The sequence below is a fragment of the Bradyrhizobium sp. Kon58 genome (genome assembly GCF_055807455.1).
On record NZ_JBVVOT010000006.1, the window covers coordinates 67154 to 87508 of the forward strand.

The 20355-nt window shown below is 64.6% G+C and carries 20 protein-coding genes; 10 read left to right on the forward strand and 10 right to left on the reverse strand.

The annotated features are described in order from the left end of the window. Positions 1-10: 10 nt before the first annotated feature. Positions 11-994 (reverse strand): L-threonate dehydrogenase, encoded by a 984-nt coding sequence (gene ltnD, locus AC0L20_RS13240; protein WP_473288879.1) that lies wholly within the window; start codon positions 992-994, stop codon positions 11-13. A gap of 37 nt (positions 995-1031) precedes the next feature. Here ltnD and otnC point away from each other — a divergent pair, with 37 nt between their 5' ends. Then, positions 1032-1706, forward strand: coding sequence for a 3-oxo-tetronate 4-phosphate decarboxylase (otnC, locus tag AC0L20_RS13245; RefSeq protein WP_473288880.1), 675 nt, complete (start codon positions 1032-1034; stop codon positions 1704-1706). Continuing rightward, the gene (locus AC0L20_RS13250) at positions 1703-1915 is read left to right on the forward strand and encodes a hypothetical protein (RefSeq protein WP_473288881.1); all 213 of its coding nucleotides are present in this window, start codon (positions 1703-1705) and stop codon (positions 1913-1915) included. The genes otnC and AC0L20_RS13250 overlap by 4 nt, the downstream gene beginning before the upstream one ends. A gap of 81 nt (positions 1916-1996) precedes the next feature. Here AC0L20_RS13250 and AC0L20_RS13255 read toward each other — a convergent pair whose 3' ends face one another. The 6 genes from AC0L20_RS13255 to AC0L20_RS13280 form a co-directional block, all read right to left on the reverse strand. Beyond that, positions 1997-2701, reverse strand: coding sequence for an ABC transporter ATP-binding protein (locus AC0L20_RS13255; protein ID WP_473288882.1), 705 nt, complete (start codon positions 2699-2701; stop codon positions 1997-1999). Next, positions 2685-3416 (reverse strand): ABC transporter ATP-binding protein, encoded by a 732-nt coding sequence (locus AC0L20_RS13260; protein WP_007593737.1) that lies wholly within the window; start codon positions 3414-3416, stop codon positions 2685-2687. The genes AC0L20_RS13255 and AC0L20_RS13260 overlap by 17 nt, the downstream gene beginning before the upstream one ends. Next, complete coding sequence (locus tag AC0L20_RS13265) at positions 3413-4396, reverse strand: branched-chain amino acid ABC transporter permease (protein ID WP_007593738.1); 984 nt, start codon at positions 4394-4396, stop codon at positions 3413-3415. Before AC0L20_RS13265 ends, AC0L20_RS13260 begins: the two co-directional genes overlap by 4 nt. Next, on the reverse strand, positions 4396-5274 hold the full coding sequence (locus AC0L20_RS13270) for a branched-chain amino acid ABC transporter permease (RefSeq protein ID WP_026233279.1): 879 nt from the start codon (positions 5272-5274) through the stop codon (positions 4396-4398). Before AC0L20_RS13270 ends, AC0L20_RS13265 begins: the two co-directional genes overlap by 1 nt. Before the next feature lie 166 nt (positions 5275-5440). Further along, positions 5441-6685 carry an ABC transporter substrate-binding protein gene (locus AC0L20_RS13275; protein WP_456765283.1) on the reverse strand — a complete coding sequence of 415 codons (1245 nt, stop codon included), beginning with the start codon at positions 6683-6685 and terminating at the stop codon, positions 5441-5443. A gap of 89 nt (positions 6686-6774) precedes the next feature. Beyond that, positions 6775-7590, reverse strand: a complete 816-nt coding sequence (locus AC0L20_RS13280) for a putative hydro-lyase (protein ID WP_027516781.1) — start codon at positions 7588-7590, stop codon at positions 6775-6777. Between the two features lie 120 nt (positions 7591-7710). Between AC0L20_RS13280 and AC0L20_RS13285 the strand changes: the two genes are divergently transcribed. Genes AC0L20_RS13285 through AC0L20_RS13300 form a run of 4 tightly spaced genes read left to right on the forward strand, consistent with a single transcriptional unit; the run spans position 7711 to position 11922 of the window. Then, positions 7711-8628 (forward strand): LysR family transcriptional regulator, encoded by a 918-nt coding sequence (locus tag AC0L20_RS13285; RefSeq protein ID WP_473288883.1) that lies wholly within the window; start codon positions 7711-7713, stop codon positions 8626-8628. A gap of 32 nt (positions 8629-8660) precedes the next feature. After that, the gene (locus tag AC0L20_RS13290; protein WP_473288884.1) at positions 8661-9911 is read left to right on the forward strand and encodes an allantoate amidohydrolase; all 1251 of its coding nucleotides are present in this window, start codon (positions 8661-8663) and stop codon (positions 9909-9911) included. 14 nt (positions 9912-9925) lie between these two features. Beyond that, positions 9926-10837, forward strand: a complete 912-nt coding sequence (locus AC0L20_RS13295) for an NAD(P)-dependent oxidoreductase (protein WP_473288885.1) — start codon at positions 9926-9928, stop codon at positions 10835-10837. Positions 10838-10848: 11 nt separating this feature from the next. Beyond that, entirely contained in the window at positions 10849-11922 is a 1074-nt protein-coding gene (locus AC0L20_RS13300) for a malate/lactate/ureidoglycolate dehydrogenase (protein WP_473288886.1), read from the forward strand. 196 nt (positions 11923-12118) lie between these two features. Here the strand turns inward: AC0L20_RS13300 and AC0L20_RS13305 are convergent, their stop codons facing one another. Further along, positions 12119-13192, reverse strand: coding sequence for a tartrate dehydrogenase (locus AC0L20_RS13305; protein ID WP_473288887.1), 1074 nt, complete (start codon positions 13190-13192; stop codon positions 12119-12121). Positions 13193-13348: 156 nt separating this feature from the next. Between AC0L20_RS13305 and AC0L20_RS13310 the strand changes: the two genes are divergently transcribed. Then, complete coding sequence (locus AC0L20_RS13310; RefSeq protein WP_473288888.1) at positions 13349-14125, forward strand: SDR family oxidoreductase; 777 nt, start codon at positions 13349-13351, stop codon at positions 14123-14125. A 126-nt stretch (positions 14126-14251) separates the two neighbouring features. Next, entirely contained in the window at positions 14252-15670 is a 1419-nt protein-coding gene (locus tag AC0L20_RS13315) for an amidase (RefSeq protein WP_473288889.1), read from the forward strand. Positions 15671-15740: 70 nt separating this feature from the next. Here the strand turns inward: AC0L20_RS13315 and AC0L20_RS13320 are convergent, their stop codons facing one another. Both AC0L20_RS13320 and AC0L20_RS13325 read right to left on the reverse strand, forming a co-directional pair. Further along, entirely contained in the window at positions 15741-16847 is a 1107-nt protein-coding gene (locus AC0L20_RS13320; RefSeq protein ID WP_473288890.1) for an amino acid ABC transporter permease, read from the reverse strand. Between the two features lie 2 nt (positions 16848-16849). Beyond that, positions 16850-18037, reverse strand: a complete 1188-nt coding sequence (locus tag AC0L20_RS13325; protein WP_473288891.1) for an amino acid ABC transporter permease — start codon at positions 18035-18037, stop codon at positions 16850-16852. An 86-nt stretch (positions 18038-18123) separates the two neighbouring features. Here AC0L20_RS13325 and AC0L20_RS13330 point away from each other — a divergent pair, with 86 nt between their 5' ends. Both AC0L20_RS13330 and AC0L20_RS13335 read left to right on the forward strand, forming a co-directional pair. Next, the gene (locus AC0L20_RS13330; RefSeq protein WP_473288892.1) at positions 18124-18996 is read left to right on the forward strand and encodes a MurR/RpiR family transcriptional regulator; all 873 of its coding nucleotides are present in this window, start codon (positions 18124-18126) and stop codon (positions 18994-18996) included. A gap of 3 nt (positions 18997-18999) precedes the next feature. Further along, a complete protein-coding gene (locus tag AC0L20_RS13335; RefSeq protein ID WP_473288893.1) occupies positions 19000-20349 on the forward strand; it encodes an aspartate aminotransferase family protein in 1350 nt (449 codons plus the stop codon). Positions 20350-20355: the final 6 nt, after the last annotated feature.

Consider the following 20355-nt stretch of genomic DNA (forward strand, 5'->3'; position numbering starts at 1 on the left):
ATCCTCTTGTCTACTTGTCGCCGGGAAGCTTGACGCCGGTGACCTGCGCATACATCCGCGCCACCGAGGCATCGTCGTCGCGGCCCATGCCGGCTGCTGATGTCATCAAGAACATCTGGAGCGCCGCGGCGGACACCGGAACCGGGAATCTGGCACTGCGTGCCATGTCCTGGATGATGCCGAGGTCCTTGACGAAGATCTCGACCGCACTCCTCGGCGTGTAATCGCCGTCGAGCACGTGCGGCATGCGGTTCTCGAACATCCAGGAGTTTCCGGCGGAGGCCGTGATCACCTCGTAGACCTTGCGGATATCGAGACCCTGCTTGGCCGCGAACGCGATCGCTTCGCTGGCAGCGGCGATATGCACGCCGGCGAGCAACTGGTTGATCATCTTGAAGGCGGCGCCCTGGCCTGCGGCATCGCCAAGCTCGTAGAGCTTTGCGGCCATGGCATCGAGCGCGGGCCGTGCTTTCTCGAACGCAACCGGACTGCCGGAGGCGAGGATCGTCAGTTCGCCCTGCGCTGCGCGCTGCGCCCCGCCGGAGATCGGCGCATCCAGATAGTGCCGGCCGGTCGCCTCCAACTGCTTGGCGAGACGCCGCGCCACGTCGGGATCCATGGTCGCCGACGACAGGAAGACGCTGTCCTTGGCCATGGTTTCCGCGACGCCATCCTTGCCGAACAGGATGGTCTCGGTCTGCGCGGCATTGACGACGACGCTGACGACGATGTCGGCGCCCTTGGCGGCTTCAGCCGGCGTCTTGGCGCCGGCGCCGCCCTCCGTCACGAAACGCGCGACCGCATCAGCCGAGACGTCGCAGCCGGTAACGACATGACCGGCGCGCTTCAGCGAGGTCGCCATGCCAAACCCCATCGAGCCGAGCCCGATGACGGCGATGCGCTGATTCTGTGACGTGGAGGCGGACATACATCTGATCCTTGCGACGTTTCCCTGACGGCCGCCCTTTGCGGCAGCTTGGCAACCGAATAACACGGCTTGGCCGCGCTGCCAAAGCGTGAGACAAACGGACATGACGGCCATGAGCAACGAGACGCGGCTGCGCGAAGACATTTGCCGCTTCGGACGGTCCCTGTTCGAGCGTGGGCTGACGCCCGGCTCCTCCGGCAATATCAGCGTCAGGCTGGACGGCGGCGGCTGGCTGGTGACGCCGACCAATGCCTCGCTCGGCTTCCTCGATCCCGCAAAACTGTCGCGGCTGGACGATCAGGGCCAACTGGTTTCGGGCGATGCGCCGACCAAGGAAGTTCCGCTGCACAATGCACTCTACGCCACGCGCGGGAGCGCAAGGGCGATTGTGCATCTGCACTCCACCCATTCGGTTGCGCTGTCGATGCTGCCGGAGATCGACCCGCGCGCCGCGCTGCCGCCGATGACGGCCTATTATCTGATGAAATGCGGCGCCACCGCGCTCGTGCCCTATTACCGCCCCGGCGATCCCGCGGTCGCCGATGCGATCAAGGGGCTGGCGGGAAAATACTCATCCGTGCTGCTCGCCAATCACGGTCCGGTCGTCGCCGGGGACACGCTGGAAGCAGCGGTGTTCGCGACCGAGGAGCTGGAGGAGACGGCGAAGCTGTATCTCCTGCTGCGCGGGATGAACCCGCGCTATCTCTCGCCGGAGCAGGTGAATGATCTAGCGAAGGTGTTTGGGGTATCGCTGCCGGGGCATGGGCACGAGGAATGAGCGATCCAGCACGGCCTACACCGCTTGAGATAGTGGCGGCGGCCCGCGTTCTCCACGAAATTGGCTTACACCATCACTGGTGGTCTCCCTATACGAAGACATACGATGAACTGACCGCAACTGATCCGATCGGAAAGGAAGAGTTCGACGCAATCGTCGAAGCGGTGTTGCTGGCGGCGGCTAAAGCAAGGCATGGTCAGCGATCGTAGCCCGCATGAGCGAAGCGACATGCGGGACCACTTGCCCCGGATATCGCTTCGCTCATCCGGGCTACGGCAGTGTGCTTGTAGCTACAGCCCCAGATAGGCCTTGCGCACGTCCGGATTGCCCTTGATCTCGCTTGCCGCACCCTGCATCAGCACGCGGCCGGTTTGCAGGATGTAGGCGCGGTCGGCGATCTCGAGACATTCCGCCATGCGCTGCTCGACGATCAAGACGGTCATGCCGGCGTCACGGATGCGCTTGACGGCCTGGAAGATCTCGTCGACGAGCTTCGGCATGATGCCCTGCGAGGGCTCGTCCAGCATCAATAGCCGCGGGCGCGTCATCAGCGCGCGGCCGATCGCGAGCATCTGTTGCTCGCCGCCGCTTAGCGTCTCGGCGCGCTGCTCCAGGCGCTCGGCGAGACGCGGGAACAGCTGGAACACGAGATCGAGCGGGCTCTCACGATCGGGCTCGCCGCGGTAGAGATAGCTGCCGAGCCGCAGATTGTCGCGCACGGAGAGGCGCGGAAACAGGCGGCGGTTCTCCGGCACATAGGCGATGCCGGTGGCTGTGATGTGGTGCTGCGCCATGCCGTCGAGGCGCTTGCCGTCGAACGTCACCGTGCCCGAACGCGGGCGCTCGGCGCCGGCGATGGATTTCAGCAGCGTCGACTTGCCCGCGCCGTTGGCGCCGGCGACGCAGACGATCTCGCCCTTGGCGACTTCAATGCTGACCGCGGAGATCGCGACCAGGCCCTGATAGGCGGTCGTGACTTCACGCACCGACAGCATGACGATCTCCCAGATATGCGCTGATCACCTTGGGATCGCGGACGATTTCAGTGGGCTTGCCCTCGACCAGCACCTTGCCGAGGTCGAGCACGATGGCACGATCGACCAGCGGCATCACGATCTCCATTACGTGCTCTACCATCAGCACGGTAATGCCGGCGTCACGCACCTTGCGCACCAGCGCGACGCCGGTCTGCGCCTCGGTCGGCGTAAGACCAGTGAGGACTTCGTCGAGCAGCAGCAGCTTTGGTTCGGTCGCAAGCGCGCGCGCGACTTCGAGGCGGCGCTTTTCGGCGGGGACGAGGTCGCTCGCGAGCACGTTGGCGCGCGCGGCAAGGCCGGTGAACTCCAACACCTCATGCGCCTTGCGGCGTGCCTCGCGCATCACGGTGTTGCGCACGAGAGCCCCGACGATGACGTTGTCGATAACGGTCATGGTCTCGAAGCTCTTGACGACCTGGAAGGTGCGCCCGACGCCGCGCTGGCAGCGCTCGGCGGCCGGCATGCTGGTGACATCCTCGCCATCGAACCAGATCGAGCCTTGCGTCGGCGGCAGCACCCCGGCGATGAGATTGAACAGCGTCGACTTGCCGGCCCCGTTCGGCCCGATCAGGCCGACGATCTCGCCGCGGCCGACCGAGATCGAGACGTCGCTGTTGGCGACGAGGCCGCCGAAGCGCTGCCAGACGCCGCGGGTTTCAAGCAGCGGGGTCATCGCGTGGCTCCCTTCCGCTTCGCACGAGAGAACAGGCTCACCAGACCCTGTGGCAGGGCGAGCGAAATCAGCACGATCAGCGTGCCGTAGACGATGAGGTCGACGCCGCGGCCGGAGCCGCCGATATAGGAGCGCGTCAGCTCCGTCATCGGGATCAGGATGGCCGCCCCTAACACGGGGCCCCAGAGGGTGCCGATGCCGCCAAGCACGGCCGGCAACGCCATCAGCAGCGAGAACTGGAAGCCCATGACGCTTTCAGGATCGATATAGGCCAGAAACTGCGCATAGAAGGCGCCGCCAATGGCAACGAGGAAAGCGGAGACGGCGGCCGCGCCCATCTTGGAGTTGAACACGACGACGCCGAGGCTCTCGGCCGCTTCCGGATTGTCCTTCACCGCGCGCCACCAGAAGCCCCATTTGGAATCCTCCAGCCACCAGGTGACGAACCAGGCGAGGCTACACAGCACCAGTGCGAAATAGAAGTACGGCAGCTTGCTGCGCATGAACTGGAATTTCAGCCAGCTGTCGCCGCGCACCGGAATGGTGATTCCCATCGCGGCCCCCGCCCATTCCCAGTTCTGGAACAGCAGCAGGCCGATCTCGGCGATGACGATGGTCGCGATCACGAAATAATGGCCGCGCAACCGAAAGAAGGGATAGCCGAGTCCCATCGCGATCGCGGCCGCGACTGCGCCGCCGGCGAGCATGCCGAACCATGGCAGCACGCCGAACTTGGTGAACAGCAGCTCGGTGGTGTAGGCGCCGATGCCGAAATAGAGCGCATGTCCCAGCGAGATCTGCCCGCAATAGCCGGAGAGAATATTCCAGCTTTGCGAAAGCGCCGCATACATCAAGGTCAGGATCAGGATATTCTGGACGTAGACGTCCTTGATGAACAGCGGCGCGAGCGCCGCCAGGGCGGTCAGCACCGCGGCGATGATGAGGTCGCGGCGGCGCCGCGCGGCAAAATCCTTGTCCATCACATCGATCCGAACAGGCCGCGCGGCCGGATGAAGACGACCAGCAGGTAGACGGCGTAAATGCCGACCGATTTCAGCGACGGCGGCAGCACCAGCGCGGTGGTGGCCTCGACGAGGCCGACGATGATCCCGCCGGCGAAAGCGCCGAACACGCTACCGAAGCCGCCGAGCGCGACCGTGACATAGGCGATCAACGCAAAGGACGCGCCGACGTCGGGATAGATATAGAAGAAGCTCGCCATGATCGCTCCGGCGAGGCCGACCAGCGCGGCACCAAGCCCCCAGCCGAGCGCGAACACGCGGTTCTTGTCGATGCCGACGAGGGCCACCGCGCCGGGATCTTCACGGGTGGCCTCCAGCGCGCGACCGAAATCGGTGCGATGGATGAAGAAGTAGAGGCCGGCAAAGGCCAGGATCGAAACCAGCGCACCCATGAGCTGCGGCTCCGGCAGGAAGACGCCGGCGATCGAGATCGTCTTGCCGCCGAGCCAGGACTGCGGAACGCTGCGATAATCCGGCGTGAAGAAGAATTGCGCGAGGCCGCGCATCACGATGGCGAGGCCAAAGGTGGAGAAGATCTGCACCATGCCGGCATTGGCCTTGGCCCGCATGGCGAAACGCACGATCAACAAATAGACGACCGCTCCGAACACGAACAGCGCGGCGGCCACCAGCGGCGCCGACAGCAAGGGGTCGATGGCGAAGAACGTGAACAGGAAGAAGCTCACATACATCGCGATCATCAGGAACTCGCCATGGGCGAAGTTCACGACGTCCATCAGGCCGAAGATCAGCGCGAGGCCGACGGCGATCAGTCCGTAGAGCAGGCCCATGAGAAGGCCGCTCGCGAGACTTTGGATAATGGTTTGGGCTGTCACCGGTGGTCCCCCGCTCGAAATATCATCGTTTGCTCCGTCATTGCGAGCGAAGCGAAGCAATCCAGAATCTCGTCGCGGAGACAGTCTGGATTGCTTCGTCGCTTCGCTCCTCGCAATGACGAGGCACTTGCGACGATCTCGATTTGCTTCCCTGCTCCCGCAGCGCTTACTTCATCGGCCAGATCGCCTCGGCGATCGCGGCCTGCGGCGGGAAGATGGTGACGAACTTGCCGCCGACATATTGCAGCAGCACCGGGTCGGCATCGTTGTTCTGGCCCATCTCGTCGAACTTGACGCGCTTCCAGGGCATGATGGTCTGCTCGCCCGGGATGTCGGTGGCGGCGAGCGCGTCGCGGATCTTCTCGCCGTCGGTCGACTTGGCGCGGCTAATGGCGTCGGCGAGGATGATCAGGCCCATGAACTGACGCGAGGTGAGATCGTTGAAATCCTTGCCCGACCGCGTCTTGAACATCTCGTTGATCTTGCCGACCATCGGGCGCTTCTGCGCGAGGTCGAGCGAGAAGGTGCCGCGCGAGATCACGCCTTCGAGCTTGTCGCCGACGGCGTCGTAGAGCGCCTTCTCGGAGAAGCCGGCGTCCTGCGCCACGATCGCGTTCGGCTTGTAGCCGAGCTCCCCCATGGTCTTCACCAGCAGGATGCCGTCGGTGGTGTAGCTCGAGGGCATCAGCACGTCGGCGTTCGCGCTCTTGAGCTGCTGCACCTCGGCCGAGAGCGAGGGCGAGTTGGCGCGATACTTGATGTCCGCGACGATCTTGTAGCCGCGCTCGCCGGCGATCTTGGCCTGGGCATTGGCGGAATCGGTGCCGAAGATGGTGTCTTCGTGGAACAGCGACAGCGTCTCGATTTTGGTGCCCTTCTTCTTCAAGGCATCGAAGAAGTCGAACATCGCGGCCGAGTACATCTCGTCGTGCGGGGAGGCGCGGAAGTAATATTTGAGGCCGCGGCGATGCAGGCTCGGCGAGGAGTTGTCGGCGGAGACGAACGGGATCTGGTAGCGCTCGCAGATCTGGCTGACGGTGACGGCGACCGCGCTCTGATAGGTGCCGATGATGGCGCAGACCTTCTCCTGCGTGATCAGGCGCTCGGCTTCAGCACGGCCCTTCTGTGGATCGGCCTGATGGTCGGCGAACACGAGGCGAACTTTTGCGCCGCCGAGGCCCGGCAGGCCCTCGCCCTTCGCCAGCGGCAGATCGAAATCCGTGGCCTTGTTGATGACCTCGAGCGCGGTCTCATAGGCCTTCTGCGCGTCGACGCCCTGCTGCGCGCTGCCGCCGGAGAACGGATAGATCACGCCGATAACGACTTCCGAAGTCTGTGCGCGCGCTGCCAGCGGCACCAGCGCGGCCGTAGCGGTGGCTCCCAACAATACGTCGCGGCGAGTGATCGTCATGGCAAAGTCCCCTGTTACTGAATTTCGGCTGATCGAATGAAGCGATTGATGGATGCGGTAAAGCTCGAAGAAGCAGCAAACGCTGCCCGCTAAATCACGGCCATGGTCCTGTTCTTGAGATCCGTCACCAGCATCAGGCCCGGCGAATGCGTGATCGCGAACGGCAGCTTTGCAGCATTGATGACCGATTGCGGCGTCACGCCGCAGGCCCAGAACACCGGGATCTCGTCGTCGGCGACCGGCACGGGATCGCCGTAATCGGGCTTGGCGATGTCCTTGATGCCGATCAGATGCGGATGGCCGAGATGCACGGGCGCGCCGTGCACGGCCGGATAGCGCGAGGTGATCTGCACCGCGCGGATCGCATCCGCCGGCTTGAACGGACGCATCGACACCACCATGGGGCCGGCGAAAGGACCGGACTCGCCGCAGGCGATGTTGGTGCGATACATCGGCACGCGCACATTGTGCTCGATGTGGCGGATCGGCATGCCCTCGTCTAGCAGCGCCTCTTCGAACGAGAACGAGCAGCCGAGCACGAAGGTCACGAGATCGTCGCGCCAATGCTTTGTCACATCGGTCGGCTCGTCCACGACCTCGCCGTCGCGCCAGACGCGGTAGCGCGGCACGTCGGTGCGGATGTCGAGATCGGCGCCCAGCGCCGGGATGTGCGGACTGCCGACATCGGACATGCCGATAATCGGGCACGGCTTGGGATTGAGCTGGCAGAAGCGGTGAAAGGCGCCCGCATGTTCCGCCGGCAGGATCGCCAGATTGCCCTGGACGAAGCCGGGGGCGACGCCGGCGGTGGAGGCGACCAACCCCTCGCGGTAGGCAAGCCGCGCCTTGCGGCTCGGGAGCGTGTCGGGTGTTTCAGTTTGCTGCACTGCCACCAAAACAGTCATGGGATCGACCTGCCTATAAACTCGACAAAGACAAGCCAACACCACGCGTGCTATAAAGTCTAATCTTCCTTTCTAATCAATATCGATAAATTTTGTTTATCGGGCGGGAAAATCCTTCCAATGCTGGACTTCAGATCGATCGAGACGTTCCTTTGGGTTGTGAAGCTCGGCAGCTTTCGCGGCGCCGCAGCACGCCTCAACACGACCCAGCCGGCGATCTCACAGCGCATCGCCCAGCTCGAGCGCGAGATGGGGGTGAAGCTCCTGAACCGCGACCACCGCGTGGCCTCGCCGACGCCGAGCGGCCGGCAGATGATGGTCTACGCGGAGAAGCTGATCGGCCTGCGCGCCGCGATGATCGCCGAGATCGGCGATCGCTCCGCGATGCGCGGCGTGATGCGGCTCGGCGTCGCCGAAACCATCGTGCACACCTGGCTGCCGCGGCTGGTGAAGAGCATGAACCAAGTCTACCCGAACCTGTCGCTGGAGATCGAGGTCGACATCACGCCGAACCTGACCGCGCGCCTGCTCGCGCAGGAGATCGAGCTTGCTTTCGTCGTCGGTCCGCTCTCGGCTTCCGGGGTGCACAACCGCGTCCTCGCCGACTATCCGATCGGCTTTCTCGCCAGCCCCTCGCTCGGCCTCGGCCATGGACCGGTCACGCGGGCCGAGCTCGCGCGGTTTCCGATCATTACATTTCCGCGGAAGACGCGGCCCTACGAGGTCGTGCGCGAAGTGTTCGACCGGCCGGAGCTGCCACCGATCCGGCTGCATGCCTCCGCCTCGCTTGCGACCGTGATCCACATGGCGGTCGAGGGCCTCGGCATCGCCGTGATCCCCGACGCGATCGTCGAGAACGAGCTTGCAGACGGGCGGCTGCAACTGCTCGACACCGATCTCAAAATCGCGCCGCTGACATTCACCGCCAGCTGGCTCGCCTCGCCCGACGTCGTGGCGGTGGAGCGGGTCGCAGAGCTTGCATGTCAGATTGCGCAGGGCAGCCTTACAGTTGACGCGCCCGCGCCGGCGCGTCATTGAAACAGGCGCCGGACAATTGAGAGACTGACCGCATGAGCCGAGCCGCCACCAATTTGCAAATCGATTCCGCCCGCCTCTGGGGCTCCATCCACGAGACCGCGCAGTTCGGCGCGACGGCCAAGGGCGGCGTGCGGCGGCTGACGCTGAGCGCGGAGGACAAGCAGGTGCGCGACTGGTTCCGCAAGGCCTGCGAGGACGCCGGCTTAGAGGTGCACACCGATGCGCTCGGTTCGCAGTTCGGCCTGCGCAAGGGTCGCGACATGTCGAAGCCGCCTGTCGGCATCGGCTCGCATCTCGACACGCAACCTACCGGCGGCAAGTATGACGGCATTCTGGGAACGCTCGGTGCGCTCGAAGTGATCCGCACGCTGAACGACGCCGGGATCGAGACCGAGGCACCGATCTGCGTCGTCAACTGGACCAACGAAGAGGGCTCGCGCTTCGCTCCCGCGATGATGGCCTCCGCCGCTTACGTCGGCGACTTCACCACCGACGACATTCTGTCGCGCAAGGACGCCGACGGCACCACCGTCGGCCAGGCGCTCGACGGCATCGGCTATCGCGGCGACAAGCCGGTCGGTTTCCAGAAGCTCGGCTGTTTCGTCGAGCTGCACATCGAGCAGGGTCCGATCCTGGAGGCCGAAGGCAAGACCATCGGCGTCGTCGATTCCGGCCAGGGCGTACTCTGGTACGACGGCAAGATTTCCGGCTTCGAGAGCCATGCCGGGTCGACGCCGATGCCGCTGCGGCGCGATGCGCTGGCGACGCTGTCCGAGATCGTGCTGGCGATGGAGGCCATTGCGAGCAAGCACGGGCCGAAGGCAGTCGGCACCATCGGCGAGGCCGTGATCGCAAACCCGTCGCGCAACGTCATTCCCGGCGAGATCGCTTTCACGATGGATTGCCGCAGTGCGGATGGCGCGATCATGGATGCGCTCGATCGCGATCTGCGCGGCGCGATTGCCGAGATCGCCGCACGCCGCAAGGTCGAGGTGAAGATCGACCTGGTCTGGCGCAAGCCGCCGACGCATTTCGATCCCAAGTTGATTGCTGCCGTCGAGAACGCGGCGAAGACGCTCGGCTACTCCTCTCGCCGCATCACCTCCGGCGCCGGCCACGACGCCTGCAATCTCAACACAGTCATGCCGGCCGCAATGGTGTTCGTGCCCTGCAAGGACGGCATCAGCCACAATGAGCTGGAAGACGCCACGCAGCCCGATTGCGCCGCGGGCACCAATGTCCTCATGCACACGGTGCTGGCGATCGCCGGCGTCGCATCCTGACCGGAGAGAGAGTCATGCGCGGAGTTTTCGTCGACGCCAACGAAGCCCTGGCCGTGATCATGGAGCGGCTGGAGCTATCAGGCGATCCCAAGGTGCGGATCCACAGGGATCCCGACATCAAGCCCGAGCAATATCCTGAAATCCTCGACGGCGCCGAGATCGCGATCGTCGACCACACCGCGCTGCCGACCGATGTCGCAAAGAAGTGCGCAGGGTTGAAGCATGTCGTGTTCCTCGGCACCGGCGCGCGCAGCTACATGAACCCGGAGGAGCTCGCCGAGCTCGGCATCTCCGTGCACCTGATCAAGGGCTATGGCGACACGGCGGTCGCGGAATGCGCGATCGCGCTGATGTGGGCTTCGGCCCGCGTCATCGCGATGATGGACCGGGAGATGCGCGGCGGAAACTGGCTGCGCGAAGACGGCATGCAGCTCACCGGCAAGACGCTCGGCCTGATCGGCTTCGGCGGTATTGCCGCGGAGGTCGCGCGCATTGCCTCGGGCAGCGGCATGAAGGTCATCGCCTGGAACCGCTCGCCGAAGAGCTATCCGGGCGTTGAATTCGTCGATCTCGATTCGGTGTTGGTGAGAGCAGACGTCGTATCGCTGCATCTGCTGCTCAACGACGAGACGCGCGGCATGATCACCCGCGAGATGATCGCGAAGATGAAGCCGGGCGTCATCCTCATCAACACCGCTCGCGCGGCCGTGGTCGATGAGGCCGCCATGATCGATGCGCTGAAGTCAGGCCACATCCGCCACGCCGGCCTCGACGTCTTCAACATCGAGCCCCTACCCGGCGATCATCCGCTGACAAAACTGCCGAACGTGACGTTGTCGGCGCATTCGGCGTTCCGGACCCCGGAGGCGAGTGAGAACCTCATTCATGCGGCGTGGGAGCACTGCCGCAGAATCGTAAAGGGATAAGAGCACCAGCAATGGCCGACTATCGCACCATCAAGGCACAGCCGCTCATCGAAGCCATCAGAGCCATCGTCAAGGCCGGCGGCTCCACGGACCGCGAGGCCGAGCTCGTGTCCACCAATCTGGTCGAGGCCAACCTCAAGGGACACGACTCCCACGGCGTCGGCATGATCCCGCGCTATGTCCAGAGCGTCACCACGGGCGGCCTCGCCGTGAACCAGCACGTCAAGATCGTGCTCGACACCGGTCCGCTTCTCACCCTCGACGGCCTCACCGGCTACGGCCAGGTGATCGGCCATGAAGCGATGGAGCTGGCGGCCGAGCGCGCCAAGCGCAACGGCGTGTGCCTCGTCGGCCTCTCAAACTCGCACCATATCGGGCGCATCGGCCACTGGGCCGAGCAGTGCATCGACCACGGACTGGTCTCGATCCACTTCGTCAACGTGATCTCGCGCCCGATTGTTGCGCCCTGGGGCGGCAGCGATGGGCGCCACGGCACCAACCCGTTCTGCGTCGGCATCCCGCGGGCAGGCAAGGACCCCATCGTGCTCGACTTCGCCACCAGCAGGATCGCACAGGGCAAGACCCGCGTCGCCCACAACAAGGGCGTCGAGCTCGAGCCCGGCACCATCATCGACAACGAGGGCAAGCCGACCACCAACCCGCGCTACACCGTGATCCCGCCGCACGGCGCCATCCTGCCGTTCGGCGAGCACAAGGGGTCGGGGCTCGCGCTGGTGTGCGAAATCCTCGGCGGCGCGCTCTCCGGCGGGCAGGTGGTCAAGGGCCCGTCCGATGGCAAGTACAACGTCCTCAACGGCATGCTCTCGATCATCATCGACCCCGGCAAGCTCGGCACCGGTGACAATCTCGCGCGCGAAGTCGAGAGCTTCGTCGCCTGGCACACCGGCTCACCGCCCGCCGTCGGCGTCGACAAGGTGAAGATCGCCGGCGAGCCCGAGCGCGAGACGAAGCAGAAGCGGCTCGCGGAAGGCATCCCGGTCGATCCGACTACGTGGCGGGAGATCTTGGAGGCCGGGAAGAAGTTCGGGCTGGATCAGGCGGCGATCGAGAAGATCGCGGGATAGCTGGAGGCGAACGACGCTGCTCTTCCCTTCTCCCCTTGTGGGAGAAGGTGGCGCGAAGCGCCGGATGAGGGGTCTCTGTCCACGAAGAGAAATGCACAATTGAGAGGTCTGTCTCCGCGGAGACAACCCCTCACCCGTCTTCGATGCTTCGCATCGAAGCCACCCTCCCCCACAAGGGGGGAGGGAAAGCAGTCCTCTAATCCACCATATCCGCAACCGCCTTGCCGCAAGCCGTGGTGTCGGCGTTGCCGCCGAGATCCTTGGTGCGCAGCGTGCGCTCCGCCAGCGTACGCTCGATCGCATCGACGATCGACTTGCCGGCTTCCTTCTCGCCGAGATGTTCGAGCATCATCGCGCCGGACCAGATTGCGCCGATCGGATTGGCGATGCCCTGCCCCGCGATGTCGGGCGCCGAGCCGTGCACCGGCTCGAACACCGACGGGAAATTGCCCTGGGGGTTGATGTTGCCCGACGGCGCGATGCCGATGGTGCCGGTGCAGGCCGGGCCGAGGTCGGACAGGATGTCGCCGAACAAGTTGGAGCCGACCACGACGTCGAACCAATCCGGGTGCAGCACGAAGTTCGCGGTCAGGATGTCGATGTGGTACTTGTCCCACTTCACATTTGGATACTTCTTCGCCATCGCCTCCACGCGCTCGTCCCAATAGGGCATGGTGATGGAGATGCCGTTCGACTTGGTCGCCGAGGTCAGGTGCTTCTTCGGCCGCGACTGCGCGAGTTCGAACGCGAACTTCAGGATGCGATCGACGCCGATGCGGGTCATCACCGTCTGCTGCGTCACGAACTCACGGTCGGTCTCCGGGAACATGCGGCCGCCGACGGAGGAATATTCGCCTTCGGTGTTCTCGCGCACCACCCAGAAATCGATGTCGCCGGGCTTGCGGTTGGCCAGCGGCGACGGCACGCCCGGCATCAGCCGCACCGGGCGCAGATTCACATACTGATCGAACTCGCGGCGGAACTTGATCAGCGAACCCCAAAGCGAGACGTGATCCGGAATCTTGGCCGGCCAGCCGACCGCGCCGAAATAGATGGCATCGTGCTTGCCGATCTTATCCTTCCAATCGTCCGGCATCATCTGGCCGTGCTTCTCGTAATAGTCCCAGGACGAGAAGTCGAAATGATCGAAATGAAGCGACACCCCGTGCTTCTTCGCCGCGGTCTCCAGAACGCGCAGACCCTCGGGCATCACTTCCTTGCCGATGCCGTCGCCGGGAATGACCGCGATCCGGTATTGTTTCTTGCTCATCGAGAACGTCCTTGATTGCTCCGGCAGCCGCCGCCTTTTTGACCGCACTGCAATGGACCAAACGCGGCGGCAGTGCAACGCTGCACTGCAATGTTGACCATGGCGCGGCCGACCGCCTACTGATTTATTCCCGTTCCTCTCCTGCGAGTAACTCCCATGGATCTGCATCTGCGTGGCAAGCGCGTCCTGATCACGGGCGCGTCCAAGGGCATCGGCGCAGCTGCCGCCGAGGCCTTTGCCGAGGAAGGCTGCCATCTCCTCCTCGCCGCCCGCAACGGCGATCAGCTCAAGGCTCTGGCCGAGCACTTGCGCTCGGCGCACCAGATCGATGCCGCCACGAGCATCGTCGATTTGCGCAAGAACGAGGATTTGACGCGGCTCGCCAAGGAAGCCGTCGACATCGACGTCCTCGTCAATAATGCCGGCGACATTCCCGGCGGCTCCATCGACAAGATCGACGAGGCGACCTGGCGCCACGCCTGGGAATTGAAAGTGTTCGGCTACATCAACCTCACGCGCATGATCTATGGGCAGATGAAGGCGAAGGGCGGCGGCGTGATCGTCAACGATATCGGCGCGGCCGGCGAGAAATTCGACGCCAACTACATTTGCGGCAGCGCCGGCAATGCCGCGCTGATGGCCTTCACCCGCGCGCTCGGGGGCAAGAGCCTCGGCGACAACATCCGCGTGGTCGGCATCAATCCCGGCCCTGTGGGCACCGACCGTCACGTCACCTTGCTGAAGACCCGGGCAAAGCACCAGTTCGGCGACGAAAGCCGCTACAGGGAGTTCCAGAAGAGCTTGCCTTTAGGCAGGCCTGCGCATGCGCGCGAGATCGGCGACCTCATGGCGTTCCTGGCGTCGGATCGCGCCGGCTATACGTCAGGGGTGATCTATACGGTGGATGGCGGAATCAGCGCAGGATGGGGTTAACTCTATCCTCGCCATTGCGAGCGAAGCGATGCAATCCAGAACTGTATCTGCGGCAACAGTCTGGATTGCTTCGTCGCTTCGCTCCTCGCAATGACGGAGCCTAGAACAAGCACAGGAGTAAAATAGTTGTCTCAAGACCTGATCCGCGAAACCGCTTGCGCCGTCGTCGACAAGCTGCGGTCCGGCGACGTCTCGCCGCTGGAGCTCTTGGATGTGCTGGAGAAGCGCATCGGTGAAGTCGATGGCAAGGTCAACGCGCTGCCGACGCTGTGCTTCGATCGCGCGCGGGATAACGCAAAGGCGCTGATGCGGAAGCCGGCCGGTGCGCGCGGGCTGCTCGCAGGCCTGCCGGTGCCGATCAAGGACCTGACCGATGTTGCTGGCGTGCTGAACACCCAGGGCTCGCCGATCTTCAAGGACAACATCCCGGCGACGTCCGACATCCTGGTCGAAAATCTCGAGGCCAACGGCGCGGTCGTCTACGCCAAATCCAACACGCCCGAATTCGGTGCGGGCGCCAACACCTTCAACGAGGTGTTCGGCGCAACGCTCAATCCCTGGGATACGTCCAAGTCGGCAGCCGGCTCGTCAGGCGGCGCGGCCGTTGCGCTCGCCACCGGTATGGCCTGGCTCGCGCAAGGCTCCGACATGGGCGGCAGTCTGCGCAGTCCGGCAGCTTTCTGCGGCGTCGTGGGCATGCGCCCGAGCATCGGCCGGGTCGCGCATACTCCAAAATCAGCCGTCGATCGTAACCTCGGCGTCGTCGGTCCGATGGCACGCAACGTCGAGGATCTCGCGCTGCTACTCGATGCCATGAGTGGCGACTATGCAGCCGATCCATTGTCGCTTCCCGCGCCTGCGACCTCATTCCTGTCAACGGCACAATCAGGCAAGAAACCGAAGCGCATCGCCTACTCGCCCGATCTCGGCATCACGCCGGTCGATCCCGAAGTCAAAGCGATCACACGCAAGGCGGCTGAACGCTTCGCCGAAGCCGGCGCCATCGTCGAGGAGGCGCACCCGGACTGGCGCGAGGCGCACGAATGCTTCCACGCATTGCGCGCCTTCGATTTCGCGATCAGCAAGGCCAATCTGTTGCGCACCAAGCGCGACCAGCTCAAGCCCGAGGTGATCTGGAACATCGAGGAAGGCCTCAAGCTCACGATCGAGCAACTCGAACGCGCCGAGGCGCAGCGCGTCGGCATGACCGCGCGTGCGGTCGAGTTCTTCAAGAGCTACGATCTGCTGCTGGTACCGACCACGATCGTGCCGCCCTTTCCGATCGAGCACCGCTATGTCGCCGAATGCGCCGGGAAGAAGTTCGACAACTACGTCGAGTGGCTCGGCATTGTCTACGCCATCACGCTCGCCTGCTGTCCCGCGCTGTCGCTGCCGTGCGGCTTCACCGCATCGGGACTTCCGGTCGGCCTGCAGGTCGTCGGGGCTCCGCGCGCCGATGCGCATGTGATCGCCGGCGCTAAGGTGCTGGAGGATATTTTGGGCGTGCGCGGCACGACGCCGATTGATCCGCGGGTGAAGAACTAGCCTCTCGTGTCCCGGACGCGGCGCAGCGCTTCTTCAGCGGTGTGCTGCAGCGCCGGGATAAGAGAGATAATCACCTTCCGCTCGTCGCCTCCAGGCTGCGGCTATACCGCGACATCGCGAAGCAGAAGACAAAATAGATCGCGGCAACGAAGATGTAGACTTCGACGGAGAATTGCTGCCACGCCGGATCGATGATCGCGGTCTTGGCCGTCGTCAGCAAGTCGAAGATACCGATGATCAGGACGAGGCTGGTGTCCTTGAAGAAGGCGATGAAGGTGTTGACCAGCGGCGGGATGACGTGGCGGATCGCCTGCGGCAGGACGATCAGCCGGTTCTTGCGCCAGTAGGACAGGCCGAGCGCGTCGGCGGCCTCGTATTGCCCGCGGGGCACGGCCTGGAGGCCGCCGCGAATGACTTCGGCAAGATAGGCACCCGCGAACAGGATGATCGCGACCTGCGCGCGCAGGAGCTTGTCGATGTTGAATCCGTTCGGCATGAACAGCGGAAACATTACGCTCGCCATGAACAGCAGACTGACCAGCGGCACGCCGCGGATCAGCTCAACATAAAGCACGCTGAGCGAGCGGATCGCCGGCAGTTTTGAGCGCCGGCCAAGCGCGACCAGGATGCCGAGCGGGAAGCCGAAAGCCAGACCAAAGGTCGCCAGGATCAGCGTCACGGGCAAACCGCCCCAGCGGTCTTGCGAGACGAACGACAGGCCGAGTATGCCGCCCCACATCAGCACGCTGATCAGCGCGAGCGCTCCGATCCAGAGATAAGCCAGTTCGCGCCGCCATAAGGCGCGGCGGCTGGAGAGATAGAACAGGGCGATGAACAGCAGCACCGCCAGCGCCGGCCGCCACTGCTCGTCGAACGGATAGGTGCCGAACAGGATGAAGCGGTATTTTTCCGGGATGATCGCCCAGCATGCACCGACGCCGCGTACCGCGCGGCATGCGCTGGAATCGTTCGCCGGGGTGAGCCAGACCGCATTGGCGATGCCCCATTGCACGAAGCTGAAAAGGCCCTTTGCGAGCACTGCCAGCAACACGACCGAAAGGATGCCGTTCGGGATCGACGAGAACAAATTGGTGCGCAGCCAGCGTAGCACCGGATTGCCGATCTGCGGGCGGCGGGCGGCGCGCGGTACTTCCGGAATGTCGGCGATCGCCGTCATGGTCAGCGCTCCACCAGCGCGATGCGCGAATTGTACCAGTTCATGAAAAAGCTGATGCCGAGGCTGATGGTCAGAAACACCGCCATGATCAAGGCAATGGCCTCGATCGCCTGACCGGTTTGGTTCAGCGTCGTGTTGGCGATCGAGACCACGTCCTGATAACCGATCGCGACCGCGAGCGAAGAGTTCTTGGTCAGGTTGAGGTACTGGCTCGTCATCGGTGGCACGATCACGCGTAGCGCCTGTGGCAGGATGATCTGCCGCAGCATGAAGCTGCGGCGCAGTCCGAGCGCATTGGCGGCATCCCACTGGCCGCGCGGCACCGACTGGATGCCGCTGCGCACGATCTCGGCGATGAAGGCCGAGGTGTAGGTGACGAGCGCGATCAGCAGCGCGAAATATTCCGGCGCGAGCGTCAGCCCGCCGACGAAGTTGAAGCCGCGCAACTCCGGCCATTCGATCGTCCAGGATACGCCGAGCAGCACGGACACCGCCGCAGGCAGCCCAACGAGCAACCCGAGTCCAAACGGCCAGGCCGGCCGCGGCTTGCCGTCGCGCATTTGCTGCGCGATGAGCCGCCGCTGGATGACATAGAACACGACAAGCCCGAGCACTGCCGTGCCGAGCACCCAAAGCTGCGGCATCCCGATCGGAATCGCCGGCAGGATCAATCCGCGATTGGACAGGAACACGCCCTCGATCGGCCGCCATGCCGCGCGCGCGGCCGGCAGCGCCTGCATCAGCACGTACCAGAACAGGAGCTGGAGCAGCAGCGGGATGTCGCGGAGCATTTCGACATACACCGCGGCGAGCCGCGACAGCAGCCAGTTGGCCGACAGCCGCGAGATGCCGATCACCGTGCCCAGGATGGTTGCAAGCACGATTCCGATCACGGCGACGCGCAGCGTGTTGGCGATGCCGACGACGAAGGCCCAGAGATATGAGTCTCTCGGATTGTAGGTGAGCAGGCTGTCGGCGATGGGCATGCCGGCCTCACGGCCGAGGAAGGCAAAACCGGTCGTGATGCGGCGCGCGGAGAGATTGGTGACCGTGTTGGACCAGAGGAAGACGATGATCGCGACTGCGATCCCGACCACCAGGGCCTGCCAGAACAGGCCCTTCAGCTCGCGTCGTCCGAAAGCGCCGAAGAAGCGGCGGCGCGGCGGCGGTCTCGGAGCGTCTGACGTCACAGCACAAAAATCCTTCTCAAGACGGCGATTTCCGGCGGCGTACGTCAACTGTTGCACTAAACTCTACTTCGTGCAACAAATGTTTCATGGCCGAGCCCGCCAAATCCTCGCCGCTGAGCGAACTGCGCATTGCATTGCCATCGCTTCCGATGCGATTGCAGGAGGTCGGGCGTTTCGTCGCGGCCAACGATTACGACGCCACCACGCGTTCGATGCGCGATCTCGCAGCCGTTGCCGGCGCCGATCCCGCCGCCTTCACGCGGCTTGCCAAGGCGATCGGCTATTCGGGCTGGGACGAATTGCGCGCGGCACTGACGGAGGCGCGGCGGCCCTCGCAGATAGCGCCCTTCTCCGGCCGCGCCAGGAGCCGCCGTCACGGCCCGAACGCCGATGTCGCCCTCGTCACCGAAAAGCTCGAGGCCGAGGCCGCCGGACTTCCGCGCATCCCGGCGCAACCGATTGCGGAGGCGGCGCGCGCGCTCCACGACGCCAAACGGATCTGGATCACCGGTTACCGAAGCTGCCGCAGCGTCGCGGAGCTGCTCAACTACGAGCTCCGGCTGTTTCGTCCTGAACAGGTGCAACTCGTCGGTACGTCCGGCCCCGACGATCTCGACCTCGGCGCGTTCCGGCCCGGCGAAGCCGTCATCGTCATCGGTTTCATGCCGTACACTCATGCGAGCGTCCGCGTCGCGCAGGCCGCGTATCGTGCCGGCGCGGCCCTGATCGCGATCGCCGATAGCCCTTCGGCGCCGATGGCCGAGGGCGCGGACCACGTACTGCTGTTCGAGGCGGCCTCCTCTCCCGGCTTTTTCCCCAGTCTCACCGGCGCCATTGCGATCGCGCAATCGCTCGCCGCCGTGACGTTTTCGCTCGGCGGCACGGCCGCCAAGAAGCGCCTGGAAAATACCGAGGCGCGGATGGCTGCGGCCTCAACTTACGTTTCAGAGAAAGGTTGACCTATGGCCGCTCGCACCAGCCGCGTGCTGCATCGCTCGCTGCGCGAAACGCCGCCCAAGGCGATCGGCGGCGAAGGCGTCTATCTCTTCGCTGAGGACGGGCGCCGCATCATCGACGCCTCCGGCGGAGCTGCGGTCTCCTGTCTCGGCCACCAGCATCCGCGCGTGATCGCGGCGATCACCAAGCAGGCTTCGACCCTCGCTTATGCCCACACATCCTTCTTCTCGTCCGAGCCGGCGGAGGCGCTGGCGGAGAGGCTGGTCGGCCACGAGCCCGGCGGCCTCGCCTACGCCTATTTCGTCAGCGGCGGGTCGGAGGCGATTGAAGCCAGCATCAAGCTCGCGCGGCAATATTTCATCGAGCGCGGCGAACCGCAGCGGCAGCACTTCATCGCGCGGCGGCAGAGCTATCACGGCAATACGCTCGGCGCGCTCGCGGCGGGCGGCAATGCCTGGCGCCGGGCGCCCTACGCGCCGCTGCTCTCCGACGCCTTCAGCCACGTGACGCCGGCCTTCGCCTATCACGAGAAGCACGATGGCGAATCCGATGCGCAATTCGTTGTCCGGCTCGCGGCCGAGCTCGAAGCCGAGTTTCAGCGCCTCGGTCCCAATACGGTCGCGGCGTTTCTCGCAGAGCCCGTCGTCGGCGCCACCGCAGGTGCCGTGACGGCGCCGGACGGCTACTTCAAGGCCGTGCGAGAGATCTGCGACCGCCATGGCGCGCTGCTCATTCTCGACGAGGTCATGAGCGGCATGGGCCGCACCGGCACCACGCACGCCTGGGAGCAGGAAGGCGTGGCGCCCGACATCCAGGCGATCGCCAAGGGTCTCGGCGGCGGCTACCAGCCGATCGGCGCGATGCTGGCAAGCGGCAGGATCATCGACACAATCCGCTCAGGTTCGGGCGCCTTCCTGCACGGCCACACCTATCTGGCGCACCCTCTCGCTTGCGCCGCCGCGCTCGCGGTGCAGGACGTGATCCGCGAGGACGGCCTGCTCGACCGGGTCAAGGAGCGCGGCAAGCAGCTCGAGCAGCGGCTCATCGAGCGCTTCGGCAATCACCGCCATGTCGGCGACATCAGGGGCCGCGGCCTGTTCTGGGCGATCGAGCTTGTCGCCGATCGCGCCGGCCGGACCTCGTTCGATCCCGCGCTGAAGCTGAACCAGAAGATCAAGGCGGAGGCCTTCGCCAACGGTCTCGGCTGCTATCCCGGCGGCGGCACCGTGGACGGCGTCCGTGGCGACCACGTGCTGCTGGCGCCACCCTATATCACCTCCGAGGAGGAGATCGATCTGATCGTCGACAAGCTCGGCACGGCTGTCGACAACGTATTGCGTCGTGTCAATCGGTGAGGGGAG